The following is a 15,020-nucleotide window of genomic DNA, read 5'->3' on the forward strand; positions in this document are numbered from 1 at the left end:
GATGATATCGTCCTGTTTCGCCTGACATGCGATTTCAATTGCCGGGAATCCAATGTTTCCTGCCAAATGTACACGCCGCGTACCGGTTTTCAACAACTCATGGACCAGCGTCGTCGTCGTCGTTTTCCCGTTCGATCCTGTGATGGCAATCCACGTCGCATCGGTTGCTTGATACGCTAGTTCTACTTCTGTCCAAACCGGAATGTCGCGTCGTAAGGCTTCTTGTAGCAGATCGATGTAATACGGAATTCCTGGATTCTTGACGATCAAATCGATGTCATCGAGTAGTGTGAGCGGGTGCTCACCGTAGACCGTCTTAACATCGAGTGATGCAAGCGTCGCTTGATCACTCTCGGACGGCGTTTTCCCGTCATTGACCGTTACTTCTGCACCAACACTCGCTAAATACCGAGCTGCTGCGATTCCACTTTTCGCCGTTCCGAGAACGAGCACTTTTTGATCATTCCATTGTCGTTGTTCCATTGTTGAATCGCTCACTTTCTCTCTTCTTTTTTATTACACGAATAGATAGGCGATGAATGCCATCAAACAGCTGATTCCTGCGAATGTACCGACGATCCGCCATTCGCTCCAACCGACCATTTCGAAGTGGTGGTGAATTGGGCTCATTTTGAAAATTCGTTTTCCTGTCGTCTTAAAGGAGATGACTTGTAGAATGACTGATAATGTCTCGACAACGAAAACGATACCGATTAAGACGAGTAGTAATTCCAGTTTTAAGACAATCGATAGACCTGCTAATGCAGCTCCAAGTGCAAGTGACCCTGTATCTCCCATGAAGATCTTCGCTGGGTGCGCATTGAATAATAGGAATCCGATCAAGGCACCGACCGCTGAGAAAGCAAAACAAGCAGCGCCTACTTCATCTGCGATAAACCAACTGTATAATCCGAAGAACAAGAATGTTGGAATCGCTGTAAATGATACGAGACCGTCCAATCCATCCGTCAAGTTGACTGCATTTGAGAAACCAACTAACCAGAACAAGGCAACAAACGGATAGACGATACCGAAATCAAGCTCAAAATCGGTAAATGGAATCGATAGATACGTCGCGTCACTTGTAAATCCACCACTCAACCAGACAAATAACAATCCGACGACGATTTGTCCAAGTAATTTTTGTTTTGAATTCAGACCAAGGTTACGTTTCTTGACGACTTTGATGTAATCATCAATAAAGCCGATAACGCCATACGCAAGTGTTAAAAACAGTAACGATAATTGTGTCGTCGATAGATCGCCCATGACGACTGCACCGAGAACGCTGACGATCATCGCGACAAGAATGACGATTCCACCCATCGTCGGTGTTCCGGATTTGACCTGATGCCATTGCGGTCCTTCTTCCCGAATTTCCTGACCGAACTTCAATTGGTGTAGAAACGGAATCGCTTTTGGCATGACGAGTAATACAACAAGAAATGCAAGAATAAGACTGATGAATAATGTGATCATAGCAGACACCCTTTTTCAAAAATTAGTTTTCGTTCAGATAGGTTAATATCCGTTCAAGCGCCATCCCACGTGACGCTTTCAATAAGACGATTGTTCGTTCTCCGAGCAATGGGCGCAATCGTTTTGCAGCATCCTCGACGGTTGTCGCGAATTGGATTTGAACAGACGGGTCGCTGATTCCTTCAGCAATCCACGCGCCTTTCTCCCCTACTAGGATAGCATGCGAGACAGGTAACGCAATCCGCTTTCCGACCGAGGCATGTAATAAGCGTTCTTGGTCCCCTAATTCATACATATCGCCGAGGACGAGAACGCGTGTCGTATACCCTTCCAGCGCAGTGACCGTCTCAATCGCTGCATTCATTGATGTCGGACTCGCGTTATACGCATCATTGATGACCGCAGTCTCTTCAAAGAGTAATCGTTCCATCCGCATCGGTGTCAATTCAACCGCATCGAACCCTTCTTGAATCCGGGCGTCCGTCACGCCAAGTGCACGTGCTGTCGCAATCGCGTATGCTGCATTTCGGACTTGGTGTTTCCCTAGCACTGGTAGGTGAAAAGCGGTGCCATCGTAAGTAAAGGCCGTTCCAAAGAACGTTGCTTCCTTCGTTTCGATCCGGTACGTATTTCCGATTTGATAGCCGATCTTCTCCGCTTCGACTTCTGCGAGAAGTGGTTCGTCACCATCAACGAATAAATGACCACCTGGTTTGAGTCCGGATTGAATCTCAAGCTTCGCTTTGGCGATGCCACTGCGTCCACCGACTTGCTCCGCATGCGATTCGCCGATGTTCGTGACGAGTGCGATATCTGGCTCAGCTAGATTCGATAGGAATTCAATATCGCCAAACCCGTTCATTCCCATCTCAAGCACAGCGACTTCCGTATCAGCTGGCATCATGAGAATCGTTAACGGCATTCCGATATCCGAATTGAAGTTTCCTTGTGTCTTATGTGTCTTAAACGTCGTCTTGAGTACGCTCTCGACCATGTCCTTCGTCGATGTCTTCCCATTTGATCCAGTGATGGCGACGATTTTCGGCGCAATCTGCAGTAAGTATCGTTTTGCGATGTGTTGCAGGGCAACCAATGGTTCATCGACTTCTAAAAAGACGATATCGATGTCTGGTCGATCAATGCCTTTCTTCCATAAGGTGACGATCGCTCCTTGGTTTTTTGCACCTTCAAGGAATCGATGACCATCAACGCGTGCTCCTTGAATCGGAACATAGAGACCGTCTTCAAGTTGTGCGCGTGAATCCGTTGCAAAATGACGAACGATACGATCATCTTTCACATCGAGATGCAACCATTCAGCGAGTTGCGTAATTGTTAACATGATATATACCTCCATTTGATGACAGCAAAAGAGGACGAATGCAAAAGTCAACGAATGACTCCTGTTCGTCCTCGTCTTCCTGTAGAAATCAGGAAATTTGCCCCACCGTTATTCTTTAGGTTCAGCTAGTTCGACCGTTAACTTTCCATTTTCCCTCACTAGTGTACCAGTTCGAGCTGATTGTTTGGTTACAAAACCTTTACCAATGACATCAAGCTTCAAGTCATACAAGCTGACGAGTTTTTTGACGTCTCGCTGCGACCACCCCGTCAAATCCGGCATTTTGAACGTATTTGCTGTCTTCAGCAAGACACGCTCTCCGCTGACGAATTCTTGACCACGAGACGGAATCTGCGAAACGACTTCAGCACCATCGCCTAGGATGATTGGAACAGCCTCTTGTTCTTTTGCTAAATCCGTCGCTTGTCGGGCACTCTTCTTGATGTAGCTTGGCGTAATTTTCGCTTTGACATCCACCGAGTCCTTTTGCGTTTCCGGTTGAATGCTCCGGTATTGCAATGCTGTGTTCATGACACTCTTGAACACCGGACTCATGATGAGTGGTCCTGAAACAGACGATTCACTTTTCGAAGGACGATCGACTGCGATGTACATGATCAATTCCGGATCATCTTTTGGCGCCATACCGATGAACGAGTGAATGAATTGTCCTTGAATGTATTTCCCATTCTCAGAAATTTGAGCTGTACCGGTCTTCCCGATGACACGGTAGTCTTTCAACTTATACATTTGCCCGGTTCCGATTTTACTATTGACGACACCATCAAGTGCATCCCGCGTCGCTTTTGCCGCCTCTGCCGAAATCGGCTTACCGACGACTTCTGTTTTCGCCCGGTACGGTGCTTTATCCGTATGATCCGCTTTTTGGATGATATGCGGTTTGACCATCTCGCCGTCACCAGCAATTGCCGTTGCCCCTTGAAGCAGTTGCATTGGTGTGACCGCAGTCGATTGTCCCCATGACGTAATGAGCGCATTCAACGGTTTCGACAAGTCAGATTGACTGTTTACTTCTCCCGAGATGTCTATACCCGTTCGTTGGTCAAAATGAAACTTCTTAAAGTATTCTTTATAACGCTCAATCCCAAGTTTTTCTGCTGTCAACTTCGAGAACATGACGTTCGAGGAGTGATAGACTCCTTCGATCATCGGAATAGTTCCCCAACCGACATCGTTATAATCCTTGATGACCGTTCCTTTGTAGTTATAACTACCCGATTTATACATCTCATTCGGACGGAACACTCCCGCATCAATCGCCGCTGCGAGCGTAAAGATTTTCATCGTCGAACCGGGTTCGAACCGTGACGAGACGGCAAAATTCGTGAAATCTTTCATGTCACGTAAGTTCGGGTTGAACGATGGACGATCCGCCATGGCAAGGATTTCACCGGTTTTCGCATCCATGACGATCCCTGTCGCATTTTTCGGTTTGTACGTGTTGTACATTTTTTGCATTTGTTTCTCTAGCGACTGTTGAATGCGGTGATCGATCGTCAAGTACAGGTTTGACCCGTCCTTCGGTTCATTCGAGACACGCGACGAGCCTTGGATCAACGGATTACCGCTCCGATCTTTCTCGAAGACACGTGCCCCGTAAGATTCGCTTAAGGCATCGTCATACTGTTTTTCGATCCCCATTTGTCCCTGTAACGCGACACGACCATTCTCCTCGGTGATCTTTTGGACGAATCCAAGTGTATCGGACAAGAAGATACCATTCGGGTAATATCGTTTCGGCTCTTCAATCATCCGGATTCCAGGAAGTTTCAACTTATCGATCTTCTCTTTTTGATCGAGCGTCAAATCATTTCCTTTTTTTCCGAATTCGATTTGCGAACGATCTTTGTTCTCAATCAAATAGGTCTCCAGTTCCTTCGTCGTCATCCCAAGAATCGGTGCAAGACCTTCAGCCGTCTTTTTAAAATCGACGATCGTCTCGTCCGGATCTTTGACGCCACCTAGTCGGTAAATACCAATCAAATGATAGGATGGAACATTGATCGCGATCGGTGAACCGAGTCGGTCGAAAATTTCACCGCGTTCTGCCCCGAGCGTCTCCTGAGACTCCCATCGCTTTTTCTCAGCATAGGCGATCATGTCTTCCCCATGGAATTGTTTTGTTGTCGCCAAGTATAAAAATCGACCAATGAACACAAAAAAGAGAGTAGCAAATATCACCATGATAAAGGCTACTCTCCAACGGGATTTTTTCAGTGGATTCATTTAGGAATCACCTTGATGTTCCCTTTACGCATATCAAGACCCTGTTCTTTTGCAATCTTATAAATCCGTTCCGGAGAGCTTAAGTTCGTGACCTCTAGTTGTAAACGTTCGTTTTCTTTTTTGAGTGATTGTGTGACTTGGTTCTCTTTCGCTAAATCACGGCTCACATTATACGCTTCGTTATGCGTACTGATCGTCAAACTCCCAAATAACACAAGACCACCAATCATCGCGCTGTATAAGAATTTTTCAAAGGGATACAAGCGATACTTCGGACGGACGGCGACGCGACGCGCGATATCTTCCGTCTTTCGTGGTTCCTGAACAGGTTGTTGACGAACGGGTTGAACCGTTTGGACCGATTTACGAAGTGGTTCTGCCATTGGAATGCTCCTCTCAAGTTTCTTTCATTTTTTCAGCAACTCGTAATTTTGCCGATCGGGCGCGACGGTTATCATCGAGCTCTTCAACACCCGCCGTAATCGGCTTGCGTGTGACGAGTCGGAGTTCCGGCTCCATTTCGACGGGAATCATCGGTAACCCCGGTGGAAGCTCGGGTAGTGATGATTTTTCTTTGATTGCTTGTTTACACATGCGATCTTCAAGTGAATGGAACGTAATGACACATAGACGTCCACCGACCCGTAATAAATCAATGGCTTGGTGTACCGCACGATCAAAGACGTTCAGTTCATCATTGACAGCAATCCGGATTGCTTGGAAAGTCCGTTTCGCAGGGTGACCACCTTTACGTCGTGCTGGTGCCGGAATCGCATCCTTGATCAATTCGACGAGTTCAAATGTCGTCTCGATCGGTCGCTCTTCCCGCGCTTTTTCGATTTTACGCGCAATCTGTTTCGAGAATTTCTCTTCCCCGTATGTAAAGAAGATACGTACGAGATCATTGTACGACCACTCATTGACGACTTCGTAAGCAGAAAGTGGAGAAGATTGATCCATGCGCATGTCGAGACGTGCGTCGTGATTGTAACTAAATCCCCGTTCCCCTTCGTCTAATTGTGGTGAAGAGACACCGAGATCGAATAAGATGCCGTCCACTTTCTCGACGCCATGTGCTGCTAATTGCTCTTTCAGATAAGCAAAATTACTCTTTATTAAAGTAAAGCGACCTTCATACGCCGCGAGACGTTCTGCTGCATGAGCGAGGGCGACATCATCTTGATCAAATGCGTACAGATGACCTGTCGTCAATTGCTTGACGATCTCTTCGCTGTGTCCTGCTCCACCTAATGTACAATCGACGTAAATACCGTCGGGTTTAATCGCGAGTCCTTCGATCGACTCCCATTTCAATACTGTTTCATGCTCAAACATGTCCTGCCTCACCTTTCACTGTCCTTGAAGGACGTTACTCTTTTTCAATGTATCACATTCTCTCGTGAAAACGTTACGAAAATGAGACAGTTTCCTTGATTTATTTAACTTTTGTGTAATTTTCGCTAAAAAAGAGAAAAAACCTGCTAGTTTCAGCAGGTTTAGAGGAAAATCTTCAGTTGATCACTCGTATTCGCTTCATAGGCTGTTCTTAAGTCCCGAACAAAATCAAGACCATGGTGATTCAACCACGGGAGGACAGAATGAATCCGCTCTTGTGGCGCTCCATCAGGAAGAAGATGATAAGCCGTCTCTTTATATTGCCGTGTCTGTCGGTCAAACTGACGTCGATCTTCTGCCAGTAGACTAGCAATTGCTTGATCGAGCTGTTTCTTGACCTTCTCACTCTTACTCGATGTCCGCAGTAGATTCTGTTCGAGCGAGAGGAATTCCGAGACGAAACTGTCTTTTAGCATCGCTGCCGTCTGCATACGTCCTGTCATCTTCTCTTCTGAATAGAGCGGAATCGGTACGCCTGATCGGACGATTTCTTCGAGCGACACCTCAAGTTTAGCAAGACGCTTTTCATCGCTACGGCGCACGAGTAACCCACCCATGCGGGGAATCAATAACGGCATCGTCCAATTCAGGTGATGAAAGAGCGGTCGTAAGCGTGTCCAGTATGCTAACTCCCCCGGACCCCCGATATAGGCAAGCGTCGGGAACAGGTAATCCTGCATCAATGGACGTGTGACGACACTGTTGGAGAAACGTTCCGGACTGGCGTACAGCAACGCGATCAATTCAAGCTCCGTATATTGCTTTCCTTGTTTTGTCTCGAATCCGTCTGCTGTCGGATACAGTAACTGACGACCGTGATCATCGACGAAAAGATGCGCCGCTTCCTCGTTCAAGAATGTATCCGGTAACTCTTGCGTCTGTGAAATACCATCCGTCAATGCTCGTCTAAATTCCGCATTGTCTTGAATCAACCGTTCAAAGAACGGAATCTCGAGTTCACGGACAGAATGTGTATCCGCATCAAAGAAGACGATATCAAAATCGATCAATTCACCGATCAATTGTGAGAAAAACATCCCATACGATGTACACGCTTCAACGAGTTGCTTCAGGCGCGCAACTAATTGTTTCGTATGAACCGTTTCTGGCATTGCTCGGAATGTCTCTTCGATGATTTCAAGAAGTGCTGCTTGATCAAAAGAGAGCCGACTGACCGAGCGGGCAATCGATTCTGAAGGTGTGACAGCGATTTTACGCGTTTGATAATCCGCTGTCGGAACGTAAACATGGTTAATCTCATCAAAATCGTGATCTTCGGTCGCGAGCCAAAAAATCGGAACGACAGGTCGCCCAAGTGTCGTTTCCGCCTGCTTCGCGACCTTAAGACAGGTCAACAATTTATAGATGGCATATAATGGTCCGCCAAAGATACCCGTTTGTTGCCCTGTAATGACAACTTGAGCTTCACCCGTACGAAGCTTCGCGACACGTTCCCGCAAACGCTCCGTCATGTTCGGATTTTGGCGTTCGAGTTCGTCTGTCAGTGCCGCAAGATGCGGATAGTGACGTTCTTCAAGCAAACGGCTCCTCGACGCTAAACCACTCTCTCCAAGGTGGTCGACATATGTTAAGAATTCTTCTCGTGAAGCACGATGCATCAACGAGTTATCATCGTATAAGGCTTCAAATGGTTGTACCTTCAAACAAAATCCCTTCTTTCTTACCTAACTGGTCAGCTGATGAACAGTTGACGAATACCGAGTACGAACAGTATGAAATGGACGGGTAATGCCAGCAAGATGATGATCCGCCAACTGTGGCGAATCATTTGTCTCAAATCAACATCAAGTTGACGAATTCGTTGCCAGAGTGCATTCAACGCAAACACCAACAACACGACGATGACAATCCACCCTAAGTAATTTGTTCCGGTCAAGGCAATCAATGCAACATGAATCGCATACAGAACGATGAATGTTCCAAAGTCGAGTGCAAATCGAACGGCCTTCCCATGTTTCCGAAATAGAAGTAGAAAGACGAGATACAACGCAATCAGGCTGAATAAAGGAAAAATGATGAAGACTGTCACTGCGGACCCTCCCTCTGTTTGATCTGTTCATAATAAAAAGATAAACGTGGCGTCGCAGTCGTCGCCTGACGTAATGCGTATCCAAGTATCGGTTCTACTTCCGTTCGTCGTCCATACTCAAGATCTCGTAACATGGAAGAACGATTTTTGCTCGTATTCTTCATGATCCGCTCGATTTCGGAATAAGTAATGTCATGGTGCGGGAAAATCGTCCGCATTTCGTCAAATAATTGACGGGCTTCTTCTCGATAAGGCATCTCTAATAAGGATCCATTCTCAACACCGTAATAAGCCGTCACTGGATTGATGACGACGTTGATGAACAGCTTCGTCAATAAAACGGCTTCCATATCTGACTCAAGTTCAAAGCACAGCTGCTTTGACGACAAGTTCACTACCTCTTGATTTCCGTAGCGGATGCGTCCTTTTCCAGTATGCTGGACTTCAAACGGTGCAGTGCGCATGGCACCATGTTCGACGACACCAAATAAGACATGCGGCAATTGCTCTTTCCATTTCAAATGATCCATTCCATTTTGCAGGAACATGACGGGACACGTCAGCCGTTTAAGGAATGGAATCACACTTTTTATATCATACGACTTTGTCGCGACAAACACCAAGTCTTCTGACTCGAGCCGATCAATCTTCCGGATCCGTACGAGACGACTCGCTTGTCCATCGCGAATGATTGGTCGTTCCTCCTCTTGTTCTTGTCGCACATAAAGCGTGACTGCATGATCTTCCGATAAATAAGAGGCAAGCAATAACCCGATGGCACCCGCGCCAATGATTCCAACATTCATCTATTCCTATCCCCTTTCATGAAAAAAGCGACCTTAAAACCGATTTCTCGATTCGAAGGTCGCTTTTATACCGATCAATCAGCTTATTTGCTGACGATTTCTTTACCTTTGTACGAGCCACATGCTTTACAAACGCGGTGTGAAAGTTTCATTTCACCACAGTTTGGGCACTCGACCATACCTGGTACACGGAGTTTGAAATGAGTACGGCGAAGACGTTTGCGTGTTTTCGACGTTCTGCGGAATGGTACTGCCATCGTTGTCCACCTCCTTGAAAAAATACACTCGCCTTTACTTCAGAAATCAGGAATCCTGATCTTTTTTAAAGAACTGAGCGAGACCCGCGAGTCGCGGATCGATTTTTGGTTCGGTTTCCTCTGGATCTTCTTCAGAAAGAATCGTCCAGCCTTCCCCCTCAACCAACTGATTCTCTTCATCATCCCCATGCACTTGCACTGGCACATGAAGTAAAATCAATTCTTGCACGAGCGGTCGAAGATCGACCGTATTCCCGATCGGCACGTTGATGTCATCTGCTTCGTTCGAAACAGCATCGACCTCGAGCAGGAATGGCTCGATGGATTCAATCTCGAATGGATAAGCGACGTCATTTAGCGTCCGGGCATCCGGAAGCGTCATTTCGCCGGTAATCCGAAGATTGAATATTAATTGATTCGATGTAAACGATGCATTTGCACGAACGTGCACAGGTTGCACCGCCCGGATATCCGGATGGAGGGCGACTAGCTCATTGAGCTCGATCGTCTCGTTAACCTGAAGTTGACCCAGATTGCGCAATTTATTCAATTGCATCAGGGACCATTTCATCCGAATCACCTCAATTGCAACAATATGAATTATAGAGAGGACATCTTGTTTTGTCAATGTTTTTTCTTTACACTGAAATCGCTAGAGAACGAACACTTTTGGACGTCTTTATCCATATTACCGCACTTAATTCGGTTTGCAAAGGAGAAAGTTTTCATGAGGATGACAGCTATCATTTCAGAGTACAATCCGTTTCATAACGGACACTATTATCAAGCGACGACAGCACGACGGGAAACGGATGCCGACGTCATCGTCGCCATCATGAGCGGGACGTTCATGCAGCGTGGTGAGCCCGCCTTTACGGATAAATGGACACGTGCTCAGGCAGCCGTCGCGAGCGGTGCCATCGATCTCGTTCTTGAACTTCCCTTCTATTTTGCTGTCCAGCGTGCTGATCGCTTTGCACTCGGTGGTGTGACGATTGCCGAGACAATCGGCTGTCAGTCGCTTTCGTTTGGAAGCGAGTACGGAGATATCAAACCTTTTCTGCATGCGGCAGCGGAACAGATCGAAGAGACACCTGCATACAAGCAAGCGTTACACGATGGATTATCAGTGGGCCTCTCTTCTGCTCACGCCGCCAGTCAAGCATTCAGGAGCGTCTCACAGACGCTTGATTTGACACAACCGAACAATACGCTTGGCTATTATTACGCTCGCGCCGCAAATACCCTATCGCTCCACACGACGAAACGGATTGGAAGTGGCTACCACGACTTATCCACCGGGGACATCATGAGCGCCACCGCGATACGCGCCCATCATCAGACACACGGTCAGCTGCTCGCACTTCCTGAACAGACCGAAGACGTCTTAGCAAGTGCCTCTTTCGCCAACTTCTCGCATTATTATCCATGGATTCGACAACGTCTACTAACGACTCCAGTACCCGAGTTGATGCGAATCGCTGGGATCGACGCTTCGTTAGCACCACGACTCATCGAAGGGGCTAAACAAGCAACGACGTTCGACACCTTTCTGAATTACGTCAAAACACGCCGTTATACGCGGACGAGCCTGCAGCGTGCCTTGATCTATCTATTGACCTCAACGACGGCAGAGGAGGTCGCACGGATCGATTACGACCATGTTGATTTCGTTCGTCCCCTCGCCTTTTCAGAACGAGGACGACAGGCACTCAAAACCATCAAAACGCGGACTGCCGTATTCAGCACCTTCACGAGTCATCCTTGGCTAACGAAAGAAAGCCAAGTGACAGCTGCATATGCACTGCCCTTGGCTCGCTACGACGCGTTGCTTGAACACCGTCGCTTTCCTTATTTCGCTGGAAGTTCTTCTAAATAATCAATCGCATCTTCGACTGTCTTGATCGGAACGAGCTTCATGTTCGTTCCGAGTTTTTTGATGGATGGTTTTGCTTCTTTGTAGTTCTCTCCTGCTGGTACGAACATGATTTCTGCTTCTGCCTCGTCTGCAGCGACCACCTTTTGCCACGCTCCACCGATTGGTCCCACCTTGCCACCTTCTTCAATGGTTCCTGTGCCGGCGATTTTATGCCCTTTCGCCAAATCTCCCGGCGTCAATTGATCATAGATTTCAAGAGTGAACATCATTCCTGCAGAAGGTCCCCCGACGTCTTCGACCTGAAACTCGATCTCAGGATCCGTCTTCACGTTCGAGATCGGGAGCGGTTCGTAAATGCCGAGCCCGACTCGCTTGACCTCTTTAGATAACTGATCCACTCGAATCGTCGTCTTCTTGTCTTCCGATTTACGCGTGAACTGAATCGGAACAGCTGTTTTGGCTTTTTTTGCTTGAATCGTCTTCATGAAACCTTCAAATGACGTAATCGGTTTTCCGTCAACACTTGTAATCCGATCCCCTGCCTTCAGTTTCCCTTCGGCTGGACCACCGGGAATGACGCCGGAGACGTAGACCCCTTCGAAATCGACATCGACCTTTTGATCCGCTAATTCATACGCTTCGATTGTTGCGTTATGTTGTGCTTCTTCCATATACAGCTTCTGACGCGTTTCATACTGCGCGTCCGACTCGCCGTCGTACAGATAATCACTTACACTCGATGTTTCGGAGAACGGTAGAAATAAGCTTTCAATGAGAAAGTAAGGCGTTGCCCGACGTTGTGCGATCGTCAGCATCATCAAATCTCCCGGTTCCTTGTCGCCTCCAGATACTTCAATCAAATCTTCCGTCGACGTCGCGTCACCCGGATAGGAGATGAAATAAGGAAGTGGTAAGAAAAATACGATCAAGGCAGCGATGATCGCTGCTAAGGCAGGTTTCCAAGCTTTCATCACAGTTCTCCTTTCGCATATTTCTGACGTAGCGCCTCTTCGACGGAAGGCGGTACGAGATCGACAACGGAAGCACCATATTTGGCAGCTTCCTTGACGATCGAAGAACTCAAGAAGGAATACTGATTATTCGTCATCATGAATAGTGTCTCGATTTGATCGTTCATCTTCTTGTTGATAGAAGCGACTTGCATTTCGTATTCAAAATCCGAAACTGCTCGTAAACCGCGTACGATCGCGGTTGCTCCAACTTCCGCCGCATAATCGACCAGTAGACCATTAAAGGAATCCACCTTGATTTGAGGTAGGTGCGATGTCACATCGGCAATTAACTCCATCCGTTCCTGGACAGAAAAGAGTGGTTGCTTCGAAGAATTATTCAGTACTGCAACGATGATCTCGTCAAAAATCGGAACGGCACGCTCGATGATGTCTAAATGTCCGTTCGTGATCGGATCAAAGCTACCTGGGCAAATGGCGATTCGTTTCATTCGTGGTCTTCCTCCGCTTCCATGAATTCGTACAATGTAATCGAGATGACAGCGGAATAACGAAGTCGACGCACGACTTCTAGTCGTCCGATCTGGTCCGGTAATTCAACCGCTGAGTCATGTTCACAGACGATGACACCATTGTCCGTCAACATATTGTGTTGCTCTATGTACGTGACATGTTCCGTCAATCGCTCTTTTGCATAGGGAGGGTCTAGATAAATCAACTTAAACGGCTCTTCAGATGCGAGTTCCGTTAAAGCGATCGCTACATCTTTTTTCAAAACACGTGCTTGGTCCGTATAGCGCGTCGTTCGTAAATTATCTTGGATCGTTTGGATCGCTTTATGGTGTTGGTCGACGAACACCGCCTCATCGCATCCTCTTGAAAGAGATTCAATCCCAAGACCACCGCTCCCCGCAAACAGATCCAGTGCTCGTCCTCCGTTGAAATAAGGACCGATGACGTTGAATAAGGATTCTTTTACCTTATCCGTCGTCGGTCGTGTTTGATCCCCTGGCACTGCTTTTAATCGTGTACCTTTCCGTTCCCCTGAAATGACTCGCATTTCCTTCATTCCTTTCAACAAAGAAGCGACGAGGATGTCCTCATCGCTCCATGGATTATGCTTCTTCTGGCATTTTACCTTTTTTGTTCGCGAACGTCTCCGTGATGAACGGTCGTTCTGAACGTTTGATCGATTCGACGAACGGGAGAGTCGAAATGACTTCCATCACCTGTTCATGCTGATCTAAATCGACATACAGATGAACGTATCGTTCACGTTTAGACGTAAAGTAGACGTTCCCGTAACGGCGTAATTGACGGGATGCTTTCATCGCATTGACATAGACGATGAGTCCCACTCGTTCCTTGATCACGCCAGCCTACCCCCTTCACCTTCGTTATCCGCTACAGCTACAGCTGCCACCGGTCGAACAACCTCCAGCGCATCCTTGATCGAAGAAAGGATTTCCCGTCGGTACTTTAATTTGCGGTGATACTTCTCCAGCGAGCTTCAGACTGATTTGTCCGAGTAACGTCTCGAGTTGTTTTTCCGCCTTTTTAAACTGCGCGACTTCCTCTTGTAAATCAAGTCGCCGTTTGACTTCATGGACCTTTTTCGTGATCGTCTGATAGTCAGGATGATACCGTCCGAATCGCTGTACGAGTTCGTAGTCCTCCTTGACTTGATGAAAATCGCGAATGACAGCCTGTGCCTCTACTGACTCTTGCTGTGCTTGTTTCGCACATCTATATGCTTGCCCCGTTTCACTTTGAGCGAGAGATCGAATGAGGTCTTCCGCTGCGTTGATGAGGTCAATCGTCTTATCGGTATATATCACAACGAATCTCCTCCTTAACTTTACCATCTTATCATAACATTTCTCTCCCTCCTAGCCTGTTGAATTGTGTATAATTTGTTCAGAAGGAAGGAATGAACTTTATGCAACTGCTCTCTTTTAATATGTTCCGGACGATTGGAATCAAGACGGAACATGCCAAGTCAGATTATCACTTTGATTCCTTGAAAAAAATCGAACAGGCGGATGTCGTCCTGTTCCCGGAATACTGGCAAATCCACTCAATCATCTACGGAATGAAAAAACCGATCTTCCCGTCGGCTGCTACGTTCCACTTAGGTCATGACAAGATCGAGATGACGCGGATTTTTCAAACCGTCATTCCGGATAACATCCCTCGGACCGGCATCTATGGAAAAAATGAATTCACCGTCGAACGTGTCTTACGTGAATTTTCGTTTCCGTTCGTTGCGAAGACAGTCCGTAGCTCCATGGGACAAGGTGTCCATCTCATCAAAAATGAAACAGACTGGAAGAAATACACGGATACACACGATACGTTCTACATTCAGGAGTACATTCCGAATGAGAAGGACTTACGTGTCGTCGTCGTCGGCGATCAAGTCCTTGCTGCGTACTGGCGTGTCGGTGGTGCTCAGTTCTTAAATAACGTCGCTCAAGGTGGTGTCCTTGATTTTGATGATGTGCCACAAGGAGCAATCGACTTCGTGCTCGCTCTCGCGAAACAGCTCGATATCGATCACGCCGGTTTTGATCTCATCATCCGTGACGGACAGT

18 protein-coding genes are annotated in these 15,020 nt (G+C 47.1%); 2 read left to right on the forward strand and 16 right to left on the reverse strand.

Annotated elements, in window-relative coordinates; genetic code table 11:
- The 11 genes from F8N00_RS08915 to F8N00_RS08965 form a co-directional block, all read right to left on the reverse strand.
- Positions 1–483: Mur ligase family protein (locus tag F8N00_RS08915; RefSeq protein WP_421018062.1), on the reverse strand; the 483-nt coding region annotated here is incomplete at its 3' end.
- 33 nt (positions 484–516) lie between these two features.
- Positions 517–1,479, reverse strand: coding sequence for a phospho-N-acetylmuramoyl-pentapeptide-transferase (mraY, locus tag F8N00_RS08920; RefSeq protein WP_023468805.1), 963 nt, complete (start codon positions 1,477–1,479; stop codon positions 517–519).
- 22 nt (positions 1,480–1,501) lie between these two features.
- Entirely contained in the window at positions 1,502–2,821 is a 1,320-nt protein-coding gene (locus F8N00_RS08925) for a UDP-N-acetylmuramoyl-tripeptide--D-alanyl-D-alanine ligase (RefSeq protein WP_421018063.1), read from the reverse strand.
- Positions 2,822–2,929: 108 nt separating this feature from the next.
- The gene (locus F8N00_RS08930; RefSeq protein WP_023468807.1) at positions 2,930–5,068 is read right to left on the reverse strand and encodes a penicillin-binding protein; all 2,139 of its coding nucleotides are present in this window, start codon (positions 5,066–5,068) and stop codon (positions 2,930–2,932) included.
- The gene (ftsL, locus tag F8N00_RS08935; RefSeq protein WP_023468808.1) at positions 5,065–5,451 is read right to left on the reverse strand and encodes a cell division protein FtsL; all 387 of its coding nucleotides are present in this window, start codon (positions 5,449–5,451) and stop codon (positions 5,065–5,067) included. Before ftsL ends, F8N00_RS08930 begins: the two co-directional genes overlap by 4 nt.
- Before the next feature lie 13 nt (positions 5,452–5,464).
- Positions 5,465–6,403: a 16S rRNA (cytosine(1402)-N(4))-methyltransferase RsmH gene (rsmH, locus tag F8N00_RS08940; protein ID WP_035396712.1), complete on the reverse strand. Its 939-nt coding sequence runs from the start codon at positions 6,401–6,403 to the stop codon at positions 5,465–5,467.
- Between the two features lie 161 nt (positions 6,404–6,564).
- Positions 6,565–8,127, reverse strand: coding sequence for a bacillithiol biosynthesis cysteine-adding enzyme BshC (gene bshC / locus F8N00_RS08945; RefSeq protein ID WP_255997875.1), 1,563 nt, complete (start codon positions 8,125–8,127; stop codon positions 6,565–6,567).
- A 29-nt stretch (positions 8,128–8,156) separates the two neighbouring features.
- A complete protein-coding gene (locus F8N00_RS08950) occupies positions 8,157–8,513 on the reverse strand; it encodes a DUF3397 domain-containing protein (protein WP_023468811.1) in 357 nt (118 codons plus the stop codon).
- Positions 8,510–9,319: a ketopantoate reductase family protein gene (locus F8N00_RS08955; RefSeq protein WP_058713757.1), complete on the reverse strand. Its 810-nt coding sequence runs from the start codon at positions 9,317–9,319 to the stop codon at positions 8,510–8,512. Before F8N00_RS08955 ends, F8N00_RS08950 begins: the two co-directional genes overlap by 4 nt.
- 83 nt (positions 9,320–9,402) lie before the next feature.
- A complete protein-coding gene (gene rpmF, locus F8N00_RS08960; RefSeq protein ID WP_012370841.1) occupies positions 9,403–9,576 on the reverse strand; it encodes a 50S ribosomal protein L32 in 174 nt (57 codons plus the stop codon).
- 46 nt (positions 9,577–9,622) lie between these two features.
- Entirely contained in the window at positions 9,623–10,147 is a 525-nt protein-coding gene (locus tag F8N00_RS08965) for a YceD family protein (RefSeq protein WP_023468813.1), read from the reverse strand.
- A gap of 156 nt (positions 10,148–10,303) precedes the next feature.
- Between F8N00_RS08965 and F8N00_RS08970 the strand changes: the two genes are divergently transcribed.
- A complete protein-coding gene (locus F8N00_RS08970; RefSeq protein ID WP_421018064.1) occupies positions 10,304–11,455 on the forward strand; it encodes a nucleotidyltransferase family protein in 1,152 nt (383 codons plus the stop codon).
- Here the strand turns inward: F8N00_RS08970 and F8N00_RS08975 are convergent.
- From F8N00_RS08975 to F8N00_RS08995, 5 genes are read right to left on the reverse strand one after another with little or no spacing between them, the layout of a single operon-like run.
- Positions 11,428–12,426 carry a SepM family pheromone-processing serine protease gene (locus F8N00_RS08975; protein WP_023468815.1) on the reverse strand — a complete coding sequence of 333 codons (999 nt, stop codon included), beginning with the start codon at positions 12,424–12,426 and terminating at the stop codon, positions 11,428–11,430. The two genes, F8N00_RS08970 and F8N00_RS08975, sit on opposite strands and share 28 nt — an antisense overlap.
- Positions 12,426–12,917 carry a pantetheine-phosphate adenylyltransferase gene (coaD, locus tag F8N00_RS08980; protein ID WP_421018065.1) on the reverse strand — a complete coding sequence of 164 codons (492 nt, stop codon included), beginning with the start codon at positions 12,915–12,917 and terminating at the stop codon, positions 12,426–12,428. Before coaD ends, F8N00_RS08975 begins: the two co-directional genes overlap by 1 nt.
- Complete coding sequence (gene rsmD, locus F8N00_RS08985; protein WP_074668417.1) at positions 12,914–13,495, reverse strand: 16S rRNA (guanine(966)-N(2))-methyltransferase RsmD; 582 nt, start codon at positions 13,493–13,495, stop codon at positions 12,914–12,916. The genes coaD and rsmD overlap by 4 nt, the downstream gene beginning before the upstream one ends.
- A gap of 46 nt (positions 13,496–13,541) precedes the next feature.
- Positions 13,542–13,799, reverse strand: a complete 258-nt coding sequence (locus F8N00_RS08990; protein WP_023468818.1) for a YlbG family protein — start codon at positions 13,797–13,799, stop codon at positions 13,542–13,544.
- 24 nt (positions 13,800–13,823) lie between these two features.
- Positions 13,824–14,264, reverse strand: coding sequence for a YlbF family regulator (locus F8N00_RS08995; protein WP_029342155.1), 441 nt, complete (start codon positions 14,262–14,264; stop codon positions 13,824–13,826).
- A 101-nt stretch (positions 14,265–14,365) separates the two neighbouring features.
- Here F8N00_RS08995 and F8N00_RS09000 point away from each other — a divergent pair.
- On the forward strand, positions 14,366–15,020 hold a 655-nt coding region (locus tag F8N00_RS09000), incomplete at its 3' end, for an ATP-grasp domain-containing protein (RefSeq protein ID WP_421018066.1).

Source organism: Exiguobacterium sp. A1_3_1, from assembly GCF_048985645.1.
GTDB lineage: Bacteria > Bacillota > Bacilli > Exiguobacteriales > Exiguobacteriaceae > Exiguobacterium_A > Exiguobacterium_A indicum.